13 protein-coding genes and 1 tRNA gene are annotated in these 17,689 nt (G+C 70.0%); all 14 read right to left on the bottom strand.

Features of this window, described 5'->3' with window-relative positions; all coding sequences use genetic code 11:
• Positions 1-100: 100 nt before the first annotated feature.
• A complete protein-coding gene (locus AC2CHG_RS04645) occupies positions 101-733 on the bottom strand; it encodes a DUF4097 domain-containing protein (RefSeq protein WP_262016333.1) in 633 nt (210 codons plus the stop codon).
• Positions 730-2,997 carry an MMPL family transporter gene (locus AC2CHG_RS04640; RefSeq protein WP_262016332.1) on the bottom strand — a complete coding sequence of 756 codons (2,268 nt, stop codon included), beginning with the start codon at positions 2,995-2,997 and terminating at the stop codon, positions 730-732. The genes AC2CHG_RS04645 and AC2CHG_RS04640 overlap by 4 nt, the downstream gene beginning before the upstream one ends.
• 96 nt (positions 2,998-3,093) lie before the next feature.
• Positions 3,094-3,357, bottom strand: a complete 264-nt coding sequence (locus tag AC2CHG_RS04635) for a hypothetical protein (protein ID WP_184684864.1) — start codon at positions 3,355-3,357, stop codon at positions 3,094-3,096.
• The gene (locus AC2CHG_RS04630) at positions 3,354-3,692 is read right to left on the bottom strand and encodes an ArsR/SmtB family transcription factor (RefSeq protein ID WP_262016331.1); all 339 of its coding nucleotides are present in this window, start codon (positions 3,690-3,692) and stop codon (positions 3,354-3,356) included. Before AC2CHG_RS04630 ends, AC2CHG_RS04635 begins: the two co-directional genes overlap by 4 nt.
• Positions 3,693-3,771: 79 nt before the next feature.
• Positions 3,772-5,019, bottom strand: a complete 1,248-nt coding sequence (locus tag AC2CHG_RS04625; protein ID WP_262016330.1) for an MFS transporter — start codon at positions 5,017-5,019, stop codon at positions 3,772-3,774.
• Between the two features lie 62 nt (positions 5,020-5,081).
• Positions 5,082-10,865, bottom strand: coding sequence for a non-ribosomal peptide synthetase (locus AC2CHG_RS04620; protein ID WP_484524205.1), 5,784 nt, complete (start codon positions 10,863-10,865; stop codon positions 5,082-5,084).
• Between the two features lie 182 nt (positions 10,866-11,047).
• A tRNA-Pro gene (locus AC2CHG_RS04615) sits at positions 11,048-11,121 on the bottom strand.
• A 138-nt stretch (positions 11,122-11,259) separates the two neighbouring features.
• Positions 11,260-12,669 (bottom strand): ribosome biogenesis GTPase Der, encoded by a 1,410-nt coding sequence (gene der, locus AC2CHG_RS04610; RefSeq protein WP_484524204.1) that lies wholly within the window; start codon positions 12,667-12,669, stop codon positions 11,260-11,262.
• Positions 12,666-13,346, bottom strand: a complete 681-nt coding sequence (gene cmk / locus AC2CHG_RS04605; RefSeq protein ID WP_262016066.1) for a (d)CMP kinase — start codon at positions 13,344-13,346, stop codon at positions 12,666-12,668. Before cmk ends, der begins: the two co-directional genes overlap by 4 nt.
• 172 nt (positions 13,347-13,518) lie before the next feature.
• Positions 13,519-14,289, bottom strand: coding sequence for a pseudouridine synthase (locus AC2CHG_RS04600; RefSeq protein ID WP_194799866.1), 771 nt, complete (start codon positions 14,287-14,289; stop codon positions 13,519-13,521).
• A complete protein-coding gene (gene scpB, locus AC2CHG_RS04595; RefSeq protein WP_484524203.1) occupies positions 14,276-15,175 on the bottom strand; it encodes an SMC-Scp complex subunit ScpB in 900 nt (299 codons plus the stop codon). Before scpB ends, AC2CHG_RS04600 begins: the two co-directional genes overlap by 14 nt.
• A 4-nt stretch (positions 15,176-15,179) precedes the next feature.
• Positions 15,180-16,187 carry a segregation and condensation protein A gene (locus AC2CHG_RS04590; protein WP_402815024.1) on the bottom strand — a complete coding sequence of 336 codons (1,008 nt, stop codon included), beginning with the start codon at positions 16,185-16,187 and terminating at the stop codon, positions 15,180-15,182.
• 41 nt (positions 16,188-16,228) lie between these two features.
• The gene (locus AC2CHG_RS04585; RefSeq protein WP_013285595.1) at positions 16,229-17,152 is read right to left on the bottom strand and encodes a ParA family protein; all 924 of its coding nucleotides are present in this window, start codon (positions 17,150-17,152) and stop codon (positions 16,229-16,231) included.
• Positions 17,153-17,346: 194 nt separating this feature from the next.
• Positions 17,347-17,689: tyrosine-type recombinase/integrase (locus AC2CHG_RS04580; RefSeq protein WP_484524202.1), on the bottom strand; the 343-nt coding region annotated here is incomplete at its 5' end.

Below are 17,689 nucleotides of genomic sequence, written 5' to 3'. Positions count from 1 at the left end.
CTCTGCTCGTGGCCGACGAACGGCCCGGTCCCGGACGGCGGCAACCGTCCGAGACCGCACTGTGCCTCGCGGGTCTATATTTCTTGTGTCCTCCGCCGGGTCAGCTGGCGACGGTGACGTCGCCGCCGCCGGACCTCGCCCTGATCTTGTGAGCGGAACCGGGGACGGCCTGTACCGAGACCGTACGGTCACCGCCCTCGGTGCTCGCGTCCACCTCGTACGGCCCGGACGGCACCTTGATCTTCACGTTACCGCCCTCGCTGGTCACGTCGACCAGGTCGGCAGCGGTGGCGTACTGCAGGTCGATGTCGCCACCGGCGGTGGTGACCGTGGTGTCCGCGCCGAGCCCACGGCCGGTAATGTCACCGCCGTCGGTCTTGATCTTCACGACGGTGCCCTCGGGCAACTCGATCTTGTAGTCGACGTGGCAGTTGTCCTTGCCGCAGCCGTTGTCGACCAAGTTGAGCGTGCTGCCGTTCACGTCGTGGGACGTCTTCGGCTTGGTGTCGGAGTAGCGCAGGTCCTCGGTGACCTTGACCGAGCCGGAGTCCGAGGCGGTGAGCGTCACGTTGCCGCCACGACCGGTCAGGGACAGGGTGCTGACCTTGTCGCTGATGTCGTACGTGTTCCCGGCGCTGTTGTCGGATCCTCCGGCCGGATCGCACCCCGCGACGAGCATCGCGCACGTCGCGATCGCCAGCGCGCTCACGCCTGCCTTCGTCGGGATTCTCATCGATTTTCACTCCTCGTGGTCGTGGTGGACGCCGCGTGGCTCAGGGATTCGGCATCGTTGTCGTTCTCGTCGGAAGCGGCGCGGACGGGCACGGCGACGGACTCGGTGGCGGTGTCGGACGCGGGCGCCGTGGCGGGTCGCCCACGCAGGCTCCAGGCCCGGTCGCCGAGCAGCGACAGCGCCGCCGGAAGCAGCACGCCCCGGACGATCGTCGCGTCGATGAGGATCGCGACCGCCATGCCGACACCGAGCATCTTGTACTCGATGCCGGAGAGCGTCGCGAACATCGCGAAGACCGCGATCATGACGACGGCCGCACTGGTCACCACCCCGGCGCTGCTGCCGACGCCGCGGACGACCGCCTCCCGGGCGGACTCGCCCCGGGCCCAGCGCTCCCGGACCCGGCTGAGGATGAAGACGTGGTAGTCCATGCTCAGGCCGAACAGGATCACGAACATGAACAACGGCAGCCAGTTGACCACGCCGCCGAAGGACGAGAAGCCCAGCAGGTCGGCGAAGTCACCGTTCTGGAAGCCGAGGACGACGATGCCCATCGCCGCACCGATGGCGAGCAGGTTGAGCACCATCGAGACCGCGGCCACCAGCAGTGCCCGGAACGCGATGACCAGCACCACGAACGCCAGCACCAGGACGAAGCCGATCACCCAGGCGGTACGCGCCTTGAGCACCTCGGCGAAGTCGTGCAGACCCGCGGTGCGGCCACCGACGGCGTACTCGAGGTCGGGCGTGTTCGCGAACGCCTCGGGCAGGACGTCCTCACGCAGCGTCCGCAGGGCCTCGACCGAGGTGTCGTCGGTGCCGCTACCGGCCAGCGGGACCTTGATGCTGAGCACATCGCCGACCGGCGAGGCCGAGATCTGGTCGCCGAGCAGGTCGCTCGCGGCGGCCTCGCGGCGCAGCTCCGCGACGGCCCGCTCGGCGGCGCCGGTGGTGGCACCGGTGCCCCAGACCACCACCTGGGCTGGGTCCGCGCCGCCGGGGAACGCCTGCTGCAGCCGGACCCCGGCGTCGACCGCCGGAATGCTGCGCGGCAGCGAGTCGAGCTGCCCGGGCTCACTGAGCTTCATCCCGAACGCGGGCAGGGCGAGCCCGACCAGCGCGAGTAGCGCGATGCCGCCGAACACGATCGGGTGGCGGGACACCGCGCCGGCGATCGCCGACCAGCCGCGGGAACTGGTCGCAGTGGTGCGGGAGCGGCCCAGAAAGGGGACGCGTAGCGCGTCCACCTTGCGGCCGAGCAGGCTCAGCAGGGCCGGCAGGACGGTGACCGAGCCGAGCACCGCCAGGCTCACCACGATGATCGTGCCGATGGCCATCCCGTTGAAGGTGTCGACCTGGGCGAGGAACAGGCCGGCCAGCGACAGGATCACGGTGATACCGGAGACGACGACGGCATGCCCGGAAGTCCGGGCGCTGATCTTCAGCGCCTCACTCGCGTCCTTGCCGGCGGCCCGCTCCTCCCGCTCGCGGCGTAGGTAGAAAAGCGAGTAGTCCACGCCGACCGCCATACCGATCAGCAGCACCACCGAGGACACCGTGCTGTTGGCCGGGACGACCGTGCCGACCAGGCCGAGGAACCCGAGCCCGGCGAACACCGCGGTGGCGGCGAGGAACACCGGAACCGCGGCGGCGACCAGCGCGCCGAAGACGAGGATCAGGATGATCAGCGTCACCGGCAGCGACAGTTGCTCGGCGCGGGCCAGGTCGTCGTCGGCGGCCTTGTCGATCGCGGAGGTCAGCGAGATGTCACCAGCCATCGCGAATCGGACGCCGGGGTGCGCATCCTGGACCGCGCCGAGCTCCTTCTTGATCTCGGCGAAGTGCTTGTCGGCTTCTGCCCCGGGGCCCGGGATCGTGAAGCTGACCAGTCCGGACCTGCCGTCCGTGGAGACCAGCGCCGCCCGCGTCCGCTCGTCGTCCAGCGGGGTCACGATGTCGGTGGTGGCTCCGGGCAGCGCCTTGAGCCGGCCGCTCAGGTCTCTGGCGGCGTTCTCCAGGTCGGGAGTGCCGAGGAACGGCCGGTCCCGGTTCTGCGCCTCGATGAGCACGTTCTCGGTGTAGGAGGAGGTCACCTTCTGCGCCCGGATCATGCTCTGCGCCTTGCCGGCCTCGCCGGCGTCAGTGGTCTTGGCGCCCGAGCCCGCCACGTCGCCGAGCAGCACCGCCGCGGCCACCAAGAGGATCCAGCCGACGATGACCTTCTTGGGATTGCGGCTGGACCAGCCCACTATCCGCTCCATCATGGGCCCCTTCGTCGGCGCCGGCGATGCCTTCCCTGGCATGACTGTCCTTCCTGGATGACCGAAGAGGAGGTGCTCATCTCATTGGGGCGGAGCGGCTCAATCCAGCTCGCGCATCATGAGTTCCATCGAGGTCACGGACTGGCGCACGCCGGTCAGCTCGTTCGCCACCCGCTGGCGCAGGTCCTCGTGCTCGAGGAGCAGCTCGGCATACTTTTGGTTGAGTTCGCGGTAACGGTCGTCGTCCCGTTGCGCGACGATGCGGGCCCGCCAGGTGGCGGCGAGCTGGGTGATGACCAGGACCAGGACCAGGATGATGCCGGCCACCGCCAGCAGGCCGGTGAGGTCGTCGCCGGGGTTCATCGACCCTCCTCCTTCTCCGGTTCGCTCTCGTCGCGGGAGCCCACCGCACGAGCCACGACCGGCGGACTCAGCACTAGGTCGAACGGCACCAGCTCGAAGTACTTCATGGCCTTGCCGTCCTCCCCCAGTTCGAGCGTTCCGACGATCAGCCCGGCGGTCTCCAGCCGTTGCAGGTGCATGTGGAGAAGCGGCCGGCTGATGCCCACCTCGCGAGCCAACCGACTGACGTAGTCGCGCCCCTCGGCCAGCCGCGCCACGATGCGCATCCGGTGTGGATTTCCGAGCGCCGAGAGCACTCCCAGCAAGCTCACCTCGGTCAGAGGTGACCCGTCCATCAGCAAGGCCCCTTTATGTGTAAGAAGAACTTTACAGGTGACCCACCCACCTGTCAAATAAAACTGACATGTGTCCACCTCACTCGACGGGTGGACGCCGGATCGACGGGACACAGACCGCCAGTAAGGCCAACGATCCCATGCCGGCGGCTGTAATCAGCGCCGCCCGCGACGTCCCGGCGGCGGTCAGCAGGACTCCGCCGAGCAGGGCGCCCATCGAGTTCAGACCGGAGCCGATCAGCACGACCACGCTGGTCACCCGGCCCTGCATCGCGTCCGGGGTCACCCGGATCTGGTACGTCGCGGCGGTCACGTTGAGCAGTGCGCCCAGTGCCGCCATGCCGCCCATCAGCGCGCCGAGCCCGACCGGCAGCGTCGTGACCGAGACCAGCAGGATCAGCACGGACCACAGCGCCAGCACGCCGATCAGGATCGCCTGCACCGGCACCCTCCGCATGATCCGCGACGCGGTGAACGCACCGAGCAGCCCGCCCGCGCCGCCGAGCAGCCCAATCACACCGACCATGTACGGCGGATATCCGCCCTGCTTGACGATCACCACCAGGGTCAGGCCGATCACCTGGAAGGCCAGGTTGCTGCCGCCGAGCAGCAGAATCGCCGAGCGCATGAACCGGTGCCGCCACACCCACGCGAAACCCTCGGCGATCTCGGTGGTCAGCATCCGCCGCGGCCCCGTCCGCTCGTCCTGCAGGTTCCTGCGCACGGTCAGCAGGGTCACGAAGGCCACCGCGTGGGTCAGCATCGCGAAGCTGAACGGCAGCCACCGCAACACCGAGTACAACGCGCTCCCGGTCGGTTGTCCGATCAACCCGGTCGCCTGCCCGCGCACCTCGTTCTGGGACAGGGCGGCGCCGAGGTGTGCGGGATGGACGACGTGCCGCACCGAGGCCCGCTCCGCGAGCCGGTAGACGATCACGGCGCTGCCCTCCAGGAAGGCGACCGCCATGACGTGCGGCAGCCACAGCTCATCGAGCAGCAACGCGACGGCCAGGCTGGCCATGCTGGACAGCCCGACCACGTCGCAGGCGAGCATCGTGCGGCGGCGGTTCCACCGGTCGACGAGCGCGCCGGCCGGCAGCACGAACAGCAGTTGGGGCAGCAGCGTGGCGAACGCGATCAACGCGGCATCGGCCGGGGTGCCGCCGCCCCAGATGATCAGCAACGGGTACGCGGCGACCGCGACCCTGGTGCCGAGCAGCGAGGCGCCGGCCCCCACCAAGAGCATCCGGAAGTCCCGGTTGCGACGCAGCGGGGCTACCGGGGCCGACGTCTCGGTGTCCGAAGGGATCTGCGAGGTGGATGTCATCAACACGCTCCTGGCACGGGGATCACCGGCCGCGGGCGAGCCGACCGGCCGTGGACGGTGTTCTAGCGAAGGTCGGAGCGCAGCCGCGCGACGACGGTCTTGAGCACCTGCTCCCCTGCCTGGCCGTTGGTCATCACGCAGAGCCCGCCGCCGGACCCGAGCGAGATCACCGACAGCCCGTGGTAGCCGGTCGGCGTGCCGCCGTGGCCGAACTCGGTGTCGGTGGCGACCGCGTCGACGACCGTGCCGAGGCCGTACAGGCTGTCCTCGTACGGTGTGATCATCATGGCCGCGGTGTCCTGCCGCAGCAGGGCGAACGGCCGGCCCAGCGCGGCCCGCCGCAGTTCGGTCGCCACCTTCGTCAGATCGGCCGGCGTCGACCACAGCCCGGCCGCGGCGGCGTCCGGGCGGACCCGCCAGCCGCCCTCGATCGGTTGTCCGTCGGCGTCGTGGCCCTGCGCGACCGGGTGGGCAGCCCGCGTCGGGTGGTCCTGGTCGAAGCTGCTGTCCGCCATGTTCAGCGGGTCCAGCACCAACCGGCGCATCAACGCGTCGAACGGTTCACCGGTGACGTCGGTCAGCACCTGCTGCACGACGACGTAGTGGACATTGGCCTTGCGGAAGCTGGCACCGGCCGCACCGATCCGGGTGACCGCCGGCACCGCCGGATCGGCCGCCCCGGTGAGCAGGTCGGTGAGCGACGGCACCGGGCCACCCGGCACGAAGCCGCCGCCCGGCGTGGACGACAGCCCGGACCGGTGCGCCAGCAGGTGCCGCAGGGTGACCGGAGCACCCCCGGTCGGCACCTGCCATCCGGTCAGGTAGCGGTTCACGTCCTCGTCGAGGTCGAGGATCCCCTCGTCGACGAGGCGCAGCACGGCCAGCGCGGTGAGGTGCTTGCTGAGCGAGCCGGCCTGGAACGGCGTACGCCCGGTGACCGGCGTGCCCGCCGCGGCCTGTCCGAACGTCTCCACCTCGACGAGTTCCCCGGCGGCGATGACCGCGACACTCAGGCCCGGCACCCGGTACCGCTCCATGGCCTCCTGCCAGTCCTGGCGGGACACCACACCGGGTGCGGCGGCCGGCAGGGTGGCCTTCGCGGCGGCGTCGATCGCGAGCTGGGCGCCGACCGCCTCGGCCAACGCGGACAGCGTCTGGTGCTGGTACATCATGAACAGCGACAGTGGGAGGCCTCTGCGCTGTGCCGCCGCGACGGCCTTGATCACCAGGATCGAGTGGCCGCCGAGCGCGAGGAAGCCGTCGCCGCGGCCGACTCGCTCGACCCCGAGCAGTTCGGCGAAGATCTCGGCCAGGGCCTGCTCGATCCCGGTCGAGGGCGGCTCGAAGGTCTCGGCGGCCGGGGGCGACGGCAGGGCGCGGCGGTCGAGTTTGCCGTTGGCGGTCAACGGCATCGCGTCGAGCACCACGAACACGGCCGGGACCATGTACTCCGGCAGACGCCCCGCGCAGAACGCCCGCACCTCGGCATCGACGAAACCCGCACCCACGACATACCCGATCAACCGACCCTCGACCAGCAACACCCGCGCCTCAGCCACCGACGGATGCTCATTCAGCACCGCCTCAACCTCACCGATCTCCACCCGATAACCACGAATCTTGACCTGATCATCAGAACGACCCAGATACTCGAGCACCCCGTCGCCACGCCACCGAACCACATCCCCCGACCGATACAAACGAGAACCCGCCGGACCATACGGATCAGGAACGAACCGCCGCGCCGTCAACCCCGGCGAATCCACATAGCCACGAGCGACACCCACACCACCCACGAACAGCTCACCCACAGCCCCCACCGGAACCTGATTCAACCGCCCATCCAAAACCCGCACCACCATCCCGGGCAACGGCACACCGATCGGAACCACACCCGAACCACAATCAGCAGGAACCCGATACACAGAAGTACCCACCGACGCCTCAGTCGGGCCATACTCATTCACCAGACGACCCGAACCCGAATAACGACTTGCCAACACACCCGGCAACGCCTCACCAGCCACCACCAACACCCCAGCCAGATCACGCACCTGATCCACAGACAACTGCTGCGACAACACCTCCAAATGACCCGGAGTCAGCTTGAGAAACGCAAACGGACCCCACGACAACAACGCCGACCCCAACTCCGACAAATCCAGATCCTGCGGCAACACCACCACCGGCTGACCAGCCAACAACGGCGCCCACACATTCGGCACCACCAAATCAAACGCCACCGACGAAAACACCGCCCCACCCACACCACCACCCACCACAGACCCCGCCCCCACAAGATCCCGAACCGCCCAACCCACATGATTCGCCAAACCACGGTGCGACACCCCCACACCCTTCGGACGCCCCGTCGACCCAGACGTGAAAATCACATACGCCAACTCATCCGGATCCACCTCAACCGGCTCAACATCCACCAACCCCAAACCATCCACCACCACCACCGGACCCTCAAACACCCCCACCCGATCCCCGTGCGTCACCACCGCAGCCGCACCATCCACCATCGACCGCACCCGACCCACCGGAAACCCAGGATCCACCGGAACATAAGCCGCCCCCACAAACCACACACCCAACAACGCCGCATGCAACCACTCACCACGCTCCACCACCACACCCACCCGATCACCACGAGCCACCCCCACCGCCCGCAACGACTCAGCCACCGCACCCGCCCGACCCACCAACTCACCAAACGAAAGCTCAAACCCCACCCCACGAACCGCCACCGCACCCGGATCCCGCCCCGCCCGCTCCACCAACGCCAACGACACCGGACACCCACTCACCACACCCTCAACCCCAACCTCCCAACCAGAAACCACCCCCACCTCACCAACCGGCAACAACACCCGCGACGCATCACCCTCCGAATCAGCCGCCATCGCCTCCAACACCAACCGATACATCGACGCCAAACGCTCAGCATGCCCCCGAGACAGCACCGAGGTACGGGTCTTGAGCGTGAGACCGCCGTTGGAGGTGGTGACGGTCAGCGCGAACTCGTTGGTGCCGGAGCCGAAGCCCGCGGCAAGGTCGATCTGCTCCGCGTCGAGGTTGTGGAAGTCCTGGTAGTTGAAGATGACGTCGACGAGCCGGCCGGAGCCACCGGCCAACCGGGCCACCCCGGCCAGCGGGTACCGGCGGTGCGGCCACAGGGCAACCTCGGCGTCGAACACCGCGCGGACGAGCTGCCGCCAGGTGCGGGCGGTCCGGTCGTACGGGATCGGCAGCGTGTTGAGAAACATGCCGTGCACCCGGTCGGCGCCGAGCACCTCGAGGCGGGTATCGCAGACCAGCCCGGCGTGGAAGGCCGGCTCGTTGGTGAGCTGGCTGAGCACCTTGAGGTGGGCTGCGAGCAGCACGCTCTTGACCGAGGTCCGCGAGCTCATGGCGAGCGCGCGCAGCGGCGCCTCCAGATCCATCGCGGGCACGGTGAGCTGATAGGCCTCGTCGGCCACGGTCTGGTCGCCCCAGCTCGCGGGCAGGCGGAACGGCGCGCGGTCGTCGACGACCGCCTGCCAGAACGCCCGGTGCTGCGGGGACTCCAGCGCGGCGAGTTCAGCGGCGACCGAGTCGGCGAACCGTACCCCGGGAGTCTCCGCCGGCGCCGGGGTGACACCGTCACGCAGCGCCCGGTAGCACTCGACGAGATCCATGAGCATCTCGTGCTGGCTCCAGCCCTCCGTGATCATGTGCGACCGGGACAGCGCGAGCCACCAGCCGTCGTCGGCGACCAGCGCGCCGATCCGCAGCTGCGGCACCGCGGCCGGGTCGATCGGCCGGGACTGCTCGCGGGCGACGTGGTCGCGCAGGGCCGCGTCGACCGCCTCGGCGTCCAACCCGCGCAGGTCCTGGACGCTGACCGGCGCCTCAGCCTTCTCATGCACCAACTGAAGCGGGATCGAGTACGTCGACAGGTCGAACGACGTGCGCAGCGCCTCGTGCCGGGCGCAGACCGTGCGTACAGCGGCCCGCAGCGCCTCGACGTCGAACGGCGCGTCGTCGATCACCTTGTAGCCGCCGGTGCTGTGGTAGTGCGGCGAATCGCCAGCCTCCAACTCGAACAGCATGCCGGCCTGCGCCTGGAGCAGCGGGTACACGTCCACGACCCCGTCCGGCACCCGCCGCCGATCCGCCGCGCCGACCAGCGCAAACGGTGCGGTGGCCTGGTGCGGCTCGGCGGGCGCCGTACGGCTGCCGATCAACTCGGCGAGCTCGGCGACCGTACGCCGCTCGAACACATCGGTGACCGAGACGTCGTGTCCGGCCGCGCGGACCGCACCCACCAGCGCGATCGCGCGGATCGAGTCGCCGCCGACGTCGAAGAACGAGTCCTCGACGCCGGCCTGCGGCAGGTCCAGCACCTGCGCCCAGACCAGCGCGAGCTGCTGCTCCAGCGGGGTGCGCGGCGCGACGTACTCGCCGGCGGTGCGTAGGTGGGTGCCGTCGGGGGCGGGAAGGCCGCGCTTGTCGAGTTTGCCGTTGGCGGTGACCGGGATCGCGTCGATCTCGACCAGCGCCGCGGGGACCATGTAGTCGGGCAGCGTGCGGGCCAACTGGTCACGGACCACCCGCGAGTCGGGACGGTGACCGGCCATCGGCACGAGGTAACCGACGATGCGTTTGTCGCCAGGGGTGTCCTCGCGGAGCACGGCGACCGCGTCGCGGACCCCCGCGCAGGCGGACAGGGCCGCGCTGATCTCACCGAGCTCGATCCGGAAACCACGGACCTTGACCTGATCATCGGCACGGCCGAGGAATTCCAGCGTGCCGTGCACGGTCCACCGGGCCAGATCACCGCTGCGATACATACGGGTACCGGCCGCACCGAACGGATCCGGCACGAACCGCTGCGCGGTCAACGCCGCCCGACCCAGATACCCACGAGCCACACCCGGACCCGCCACATAGATCTCCCCCGGCACACCCACCGGAACCGGCTCACCACACGGATCGAGCAGATAGACGGCAAGATCCGGCAAAGCCACCCCGGCCGGACTCACCCCCGGCGCCGCCAGATCACCCATCGTCAACCCACGGACCGTCACATGAACCGTGGTCTCGGTGATCCCGTACATGTTCACCAGAGCAACCCGATCCAGAGCCACCCGATCAACCCACGGCCTCAACTCGGCGATCTCCAACTTCTCACCACCGAAGACCACCGAACGCAACGCCAACCGATCGACCCGCTCATCCCCGCCCGCCGCCGCCGAGACCAACGCGCGAAACGCCGTCGGCGTCTGCGACAGGAACGTGACCCGCTCATCAACCAACAACTGCAGGAAATCCTCCGGCGAACGAGCAACCGACCGCGGAACCACCACCACCCGGCCACCGAACGCCAACGCACCCCACATCTCGAAGACCGAGAAATCGAACGCGAACGAATGAGCCATCGACCAGACACCCGACGCGTCGATCCCCAACTCGCCAGCACAGACCCGCATCAAACGCACCACATTCGCATGCGTCACGACACAACCCTTGGGACGACCGGTCGACCCCGACGTGTAAATCGTGTAGAGAACACTATCCGGCGTCGCCACCCGCGGCGGATCATCCACCCGACCCTCAACACCCAACTCGTCCAACACAATCAACCGACCATCGAACACACCCGCCAAACCCGCAGCCAACCCCGCCGACGTCACCACCACCCGAACACCCGCATCACCCACCACAAAACCCAACCGCTCCACCGGATTCGCCGGATCCAACGGCAGATAACCAGCCCCCGACTTCACCACACCCAACAACGCCGGAACCAACTCCGGACCACGCTCCAAATACACACCAACCAAATCCTCAGGACCCACACCAACATCCCGCAACAACCACGCCAAACGATTCGCCCGCGCATTCAGAGAACAATGCACAACGATGACGAACTTGGTTGCCGCACCGCGTAAACGGGGGGTTTTCGGGGGGCGGTTCAAATCTCCATCGAAGAAAATCAAAGCCCTGACCAGCGTTCCCGCTGGTCAGGGCTTTTTCTTTGTCGGGACGGCCGGATTCGAACCGACGACCCCTTGACCCCCAGTCAAGTGCGCTACCAAGCTGCGCCACGTCCCGATGCCCCCGCCAGGTCTCCCCCGCGGCAGCCGGTACAGCTTAGCGCAGGATCTTCGCACCGTGCGCAGAGGCCCCTCCCGCGCCGCGCGCCACACCCCCTAGAGCATCCTAGGAGGGTGGCGTGCGACAGCGAGCGCGTCAGCCGTGGGCCTTGCCCCGGCCGCCCGGGCCCAGCTTCTTGCGGGGGCGTACCGAGATCTCGATCGGGCTGCCCTCGTAGCCGAACTCCTCGCGGAGCTTGCGCTCGACGAAGCGCTGGTAGCCTGCGTCCAGCGGCCCGGTGGTGAACAGCACGAACCGCGGCGGTGCCGCCCCGGCCTGGGTGGCGAACAGGATGCGTGGCGCGCGTCCGCCGCGTACCGGGTGCGGGGTGGCCTGGACCAGCGCGGTGAGCCACTGGTTGAGCTGCGCGGTGGGGATGCGCGTCTCCCAGCTTGCGAGCGCCTTGCGCAGCGCGGGCGCGAGCTTGTCGACGGCGCGGCCGGTCTTCGCGGACAGGTTCAGCCGGATCGCCCAGGGGATGCGCCGCAGCTCCCGGTCGATCTCCTTGTCCAGGTAGTAGCGGCGGTCACCGTCGACCAGGTCCCACTTGTTGAAGGCGATGACCAGCGCCCGGCCGGACTCGACGACCATGGTGAGGATCCGCTGGTCCTGCTCGCTGATCACCTCGCTGGAGTCGATCAGCACCACGGCGACCTCGGCCGCCTCGATCGCCGAGGCGGTGCGCAGGCTGGCGTAGTACTCGGTGCCGCTGGCCTTGCCGACCCGCTTGCGCAGGCCGGCGGTGTCGACCAGCTGCCACGTCTCGCCGCCGATCTCGACCAGGCTGTCGACCGGGTCGACTGTGGTGCCGGCCACCGAGTCGACCACCGCCCGCTCCTCGCCGGAGAAGCGGTTGAGCAGGCTGGACTTGCCGACGTTGGGGCGGCCGACCAGTGCGACCCGGCGCGGGCCGCGGGGCCGGTTCTCCACGATCTTCGGCGCCTCGGGCAGCGCGTCCAGGATGGCGTCGAGCAGGTCGCCGGAGCCGCGGCCGTGCAGCGCCGAGACCGGGAACGGCTCACCGAGGCCGAGCGACCACAGCGAGGTGGCCTCCATCTCGATGGTGGTGTTGTCGGCCTTGTTCGCGATGAGGATGACCGGCTTGGCGCTGCGGCGCAGCATCTTCACCGCGGCCTCGTCCACGTCGGTGGCGCCGACCATGGCGTCCACCACGAACAGCACCACGTCGGCGGTGACCACCGCGATCTCGGCCTGGGCGGCGATGGCCGCGGCGCGGTCCTTGGCGTCGGGTTCCCAGCCGCCGGTGTCCACCACCGTGAACGCCCGGCCGTTCCACTGCGCGTCGTAGGGCACCCGGTCCCGGGTCACGCCGGGGATGTCCTCCACGACCGCCTGCCGGCGGCCGATGATGCGGTTGACCAGCGTGGACTTGCCGACGTTGGGCCGGCCGACCACTGCCACCACGGGCTGCGGGCCGGTCGGCTCACCGGAGTCGGCCTCCCGCTCGCGCAACTCCACCCAGCCACCGAAATCGTCGTCACTCATGCCACGCCTCGCTCGGTGAGCATGTCCCGCAGGCGCGCCACTACCTCGTCGATGCCCAGCTCGGTGGTGTCCAGCACCACCGCGTCGGGGGCCTGCTGCAGCGGGTTGACCTTGCGGGTCGAGTCGAGCCGGTCCCGCCGGGCCAGGTCGGCAGCGGTCGCCGCGACGTCGGCGGCGTCCTCGGCGCTGCGCCGCTTCGCGCGCGCTGCCTCGGAGGCGGTCAGGTACACCTTCAGGTCCGCGTCCGGCGCGACCACCGAGCCGATGTCCCGGCCTTCGACCACGATCCGGCCCGCGTCGGCGATCACCCGCCGCTGCCGGTCCACCAGCAGCTCGCGTACGGCGGGGACGGCGGCCACCGCGGAGACGGCTCCGGTCACCTCGGCGCCGCGGATCGCGGTGGACACGTCGGTGCCGTCGACTGTCACGGCGTACCCCTGGGGGTCGGTGCCGATGCGGAGGTCGGCCTCGGCGGCGACCTTCGCCACCGACTCGGTGTCGGTGAGTTCCACGCCGGAGCGCAGGACCGCCCAGGTCAGCGCCCGGTACATGGCGCCGGTGTCGAGGTAGCGGGCGCCGAGGCCCGTCGCCAGTCGCCGCGACACGGTGGACTTACCCGAACCGGACGGCCCGTCCACAGCGACCACGCATCGCCCGGCCGGTACGTTTTCCTCCACCGTTGTCCTCCTCAGCCCGTACCTCGCAGGTCGCCCGATATGTCCGGCGCCGTTGAGCGGATGGTTCTGTCGTCAATTCTGCCCGCGCCGCGCGGGCGTCCCGCCGGGCCGGCGTGTGCCGGCCCGCGGACCGCGTCGAAGCCTACCGGGAGCCGTACCCCGGTCGTCGGGGTCAGTCACCCACCGCCTTGAACAGGGCGGCGACCTCCGCGTTTGTGAGCCGCCGCATCCGCCCGGTGCGCAGGTCGCCGAGCTTGATCGGCCCGATCGAGGTACGGATCAGACGGGACACCGGGTGTCCCACCTCGGCCATCAGGCGCCGGACGATGTGCTTGCGCCCCTCGTGCAGGGTCAGCTCCACCTGGGCGGATTTACCGAGCGTGTCGACCAGCTTGAACCCGTCGACCTTCACCGGCCCGTCCTCCAGCTCGATGCCGGCGGTCAGCCGCTTGCCCAGGTTGCGCGGGATCGGCCCGGCCACCTCGGCGAGGTAGGTCTTGAGCACCTCGTACGACGGGTGCATGAGCTTGTGGGCGAGGGTGCCGTCGTTTGTGAGCAGGAGCAGGCCCTCGCTGTCGGCGTCCAGTCGCCCGACGTGGTAGACCCGCTGCTCCAGCCGCGCGCCGATGAAGTCGGCGAGCTCGGTGCGGCCCTTCTCGTCGGCCATGGTGGTGACCACCCCGCGCGGCTTGTTCATCGCCACGTAGACCAGGCGGACGTCGGCCTGCAGCCGCTCCCCGTCGACGACGATCACGTCGCGGGTCGGGTCGGCCTTGTCGCCGAGCTGCGCCACCCGCCCGTTCACGGTGACCCGGCGCCGGAAGATCAGGTCTTCACAGGCGCGCCGGGAACCCACCCCCGCGGCGGCGAGCACCTTCTGGAGGCGCTCGGCGCCCTCGTACACGGGGGCGTCGGGCTTCGGGGCACGGTCATCGCGTCGCATCGGCAAGCTCTTCTACGTCGTCGGGAAGGAACGGGGCGAGCGGCGGCAGGTCGTCCACCGAGTTCAGCCCCAGCTTCTCCAGGAACATGGTGGTGGTCCGGTAGAGGTAGGCGCCGCTGTCCGCTTCGGTGCCGCACTCCTCGACCAGGCCGCGACCCACCAGGGTACGGAGCACCCCGTCGCAGTTGACACCCCGGATGGCCGAGATGCGCGAACGGGTCACCGGCTGCCGGTAGGCGACCACGGCCAGGGTCTCCAGCGCGGCCTGGGTCAGCCGCACGGACTGCCCGTCCAGTACGAACCGTTCCACGTACGTCGCGTATTCCGGCCGGGTGTAGAGACGCCAGCCACCCGCCGCCCGGCGCAGGTCGAACCCGTGCCCGGCCGCGGTGTATCCGGCGGCGATCTCGTCGAGCATCGCGCCGACCCGTTCCGGGGCCTGTTCGAGGACCTCGGCCAGGACCAGCTCGCTGACCGGCTGGTCCACCACGAGCAGGATCGCCTCCAGGGCGCCGCGCAGCTCCGCGTCGTCCAGGACAGGTGCGGGCGCCGGTTCCGGCACGGCTCGCCGCCGTCCCCGCTTAGCGGGTACGCCGTCAGCACCCGCTCCCCCACCCGCCCGCTGCCCCGCGTCGTCCCCGACCCCGCCCTCTCCCGAGATCTTGGTGCGGTCCCGCCCCTCAGAGGGCGCCTCCGTACCAAGATCCGGCGTAGGCGGGACATCTGGGGAGGACTCCGACGCGGTGTCCGTGATGTCGGGGTCCGGGTGCTCGGCGGGCGCGGCGGAGTCGTCCGGGGCGGGCTTGGGCGGGGCGGGGCGCTCCCACGGGGGCACCCATGCGGCGGCCTGGTCGGCCAGGGAGTCGCGGCGTTCCTGGTCGCTCATCCGTTCACTCCTGCGTCGGTGCGGGTTCGTCCGCCGCCTCGGTGGGCACGGCGGCGTCGGATGCGGTGGCATCGCTCGGCACGGTGTCGGCGGCGGGGACGGACGTGGTCGTGGGTTCGGGGCTGCCGGCGTACTCGTCGACTGTCAGCTCGGCCTCGCCGTCGGCCGGGCCGGTCCAGCGGACTGTGAGTTCCTCCAGCGCCTGCTCCTGCACGAACGCCACCAGGCCCTGCCGGTACAGCTCCAGCAGCGCCAGGAACCGGGCCACCACCTCGAGCGTCATCTCGCAGTCGGCGCAGAGCAGCGAGAACGTGGCGATACCGGCTCGGCGCAGCCGGTCGGCGATGATGCCGGCGTGTTCCCGGACGCTGACCCGGACCATGTGCACGTGCGCGATGGAGACCTCGGGCACCGGCTTCGGGCTCATCGCCCTGACCGCGAGCGTACGCAGCCGCTCCGGCCCGATGCCGAGCACCAGGTCGGGCAGCGCCTCGGCGTACCGCGGTTCGAGGGTGACCGCCCGCGGGTAGCGCCGGCCGCCGACCGCCTCCAGCTCGGCGATGTGCGCGGCGGCCTCCTTGTACGCCTTGTACTGCAGCAGCCGGGCGAACAGCAGGTCCCGCGCCTCCAGCAGCGCCAGGTCCTCCTCGTCCTCGACCTCGGCCGAGGGCAGCAGCCGGGCCGCCTTCAGGTCGAGCAGGGTGGCGGCGACGAGCAGGAACTCGCTCGTCTCGTCCAGGTCCCACTGGTCGCCCATGGCGCGCAGGTACGCGATGAACTCGTCGGTGACCTTGTGCAGCGCGACCTCGGTGACGTCCAGCTTGTGCTTGCTGATCAGCTGGAGCAGCAGGTCGAACGGGCCGGTGAAGTTGTCCAGCCGGACCGTGAAGCCACTCGTCTGCTCGCCGGTGCCCGGGTCGGCGGGCACCACACCGTCGACCTCGGCGGCCAGCTCCGCGGCGACGGCGGGGTCGCCGGGGCCGTGCGGCGGGTCGAGGGGCGGTGCGGTCACCGGGAAACCGTAGACGACGCGGCGGGCGGCCGGCGTGCGCCCTACCGGTCCGCCTGGGCGGCGATGACCTCCCGGGCGAGCTGCCGGTAGTTGCGCGCGCCGGAGGAGGCCGGGTCGAGGGTGGTGATCGGGGCACCGGCCACCGTGGACTCGGGGAACTTCACCGTCTTGGTGATGACGGTCTGGTAGACCTTGTCGCCGAACGCCTCGACCACCCGCTGCAGCACCTGGCGGCAGTGGGTGGTGCGGCTGTCGTACATGGTGGCGAGGATGCCTTCGAGTTCCAGGTCGAAGTTGAGCCGCTCGCGCACCTTGTCGATGGTGTCCAGCAGCAGCGCGACACCGCGCAGGCTGAAGAACTCGCACTCCAGCGGGATGAGCACGCCGTGCGCGACGGTGAGCGCGTTGATCGCCAGCAGGCCCAGCGAGGGCTGGCAGTCGATCAGGATGAAGTCGTACTCCTTGCGGATGGTCCGCAGCACCCGCGCCAGGGCCATCTCGCGGGCGACCTCGTTCACCAGCTGGATCTCGGCGGCGGAGAGGTCGATGTTCGCGGGCAGCAGGTGCAGGCCGGCCACGTCGGTCTTGATGAGGACGTCCTCGGCGGTGACGTCGTCCTGCATCAGCAGGTTGTAGACCGACAGGTCCAGGTTGTGCGGGTTGACGCCCAGCCCGACGGAGAGGGCGCCCTGCGGGTCGAAGTCGACGAGCAGCACCTTGCGGCCGTACTCGGCCAGGGCCGCGCCCAGGTTGATGGTCGTCGTGGTCTTGCCGACGCCGCCCTTCTGGTTGGCCATCGCGATGATCCGCGCCGGGCCGTGCCGGTCGGTCGGCATGGGTTCGGGGATCGGCTTGCGCATGGTGTACGCGGCCGGGTCGGCGGGGCCGAGATCGGCACCGAGCGTCGCCTGCTGCTCACGGAGCTCCGACGTCCAGGTCTCGGCACGGTCACCGTTTCCTGCCATGTCCTCGTTGCCCCCTCCCGACGACCACCCGGCGTCGGAGCCGTCCGACGTCCCTCGCGGCGCCGCTGCGCACCCCCGGTCCGTCGCACCTGGAGGCCCGCGCCGATGCCGACTGTACGCCACCGGCCAGCAGCGCGTTCGGTAGCGGGTCGGCGTGTCGGCCGCCCGTCAGCCGGGGCTCGCCACGTCGGCGCTCAGCGGGCGCGCGGATGCGCCGTCGCGTACACCTCGCGCAGCCGCTCCACCGTCACCAGCGTGTAGACCTGGGTGGTGGTCACCGAGGCGTGGCCGAGTAGTTCCTGCACCACGCGTACGTCCGCGCCGCCGTCGAGCAGGTGGGTGGCGTACGAGTGGCGCAGCGTGTGCGGCGAGACCGCGTCGGGACCGTCGACCGGCAGGCCGGCACGTGCGGCGGCGGTACGCAGCACCGCCCAGGCGCCCTGCCGGGTGAGCGGGCCGCCACGCGCGTTCACGAACACCGCGTGGGTGCCGCGCCCGGCGGCGAGCAGCGCCGGGCGGCCCCGGACCAGCCAGGCG

Source organism: Micromonospora sp. ATLC20 (genome assembly GCF_057196585.1).
This window is presented reverse-complemented; position numbering and strand designations above follow the sequence as displayed.

Coding starts and splice junctions, on each gene's coding strand:
- AC2CHG_RS04645 (WP_262016333.1), bottom strand. CDS start 733: ATGAGAATCCCGACGAAGGCAGGCGTGAGCGCGCTGGCGATCGCGACG.
- AC2CHG_RS04640 (WP_262016332.1), bottom strand. CDS start 2,997: ATGATGGAGCGGATAGTGGGCTGGTCCAGCCGCAATCCCAAGAAGGTC.
- AC2CHG_RS04635 (WP_184684864.1), bottom strand. CDS start 3,357: ATGAACCCCGGCGACGACCTCACCGGCCTGCTGGCGGTGGCCGGCATC.
- AC2CHG_RS04630 (WP_262016331.1), bottom strand. CDS start 3,692: ATGGACGGGTCACCTCTGACCGAGGTGAGCTTGCTGGGAGTGCTCTCG.
- AC2CHG_RS04625 (WP_262016330.1), bottom strand. CDS start 5,019: ATGACATCCACCTCGCAGATCCCTTCGGACACCGAGACGTCGGCCCCG.
- der (WP_484524204.1), bottom strand. CDS start 12,669: ATGAGTGACGACGATTTCGGTGGCTGGGTGGAGTTGCGCGAGCGGGAG.
- AC2CHG_RS04600 (WP_194799866.1), bottom strand. CDS start 14,289: ATGCGACGCGATGACCGTGCCCCGAAGCCCGACGCCCCCGTGTACGAG.
- scpB (WP_484524203.1), bottom strand. CDS start 15,175: ATGAGCGACCAGGAACGCCGCGACTCCCTGGCCGACCAGGCCGCCGCA.
- AC2CHG_RS04585 (WP_013285595.1), bottom strand. CDS start 17,152: ATGGCAGGAAACGGTGACCGTGCCGAGACCTGGACGTCGGAGCTCCGT.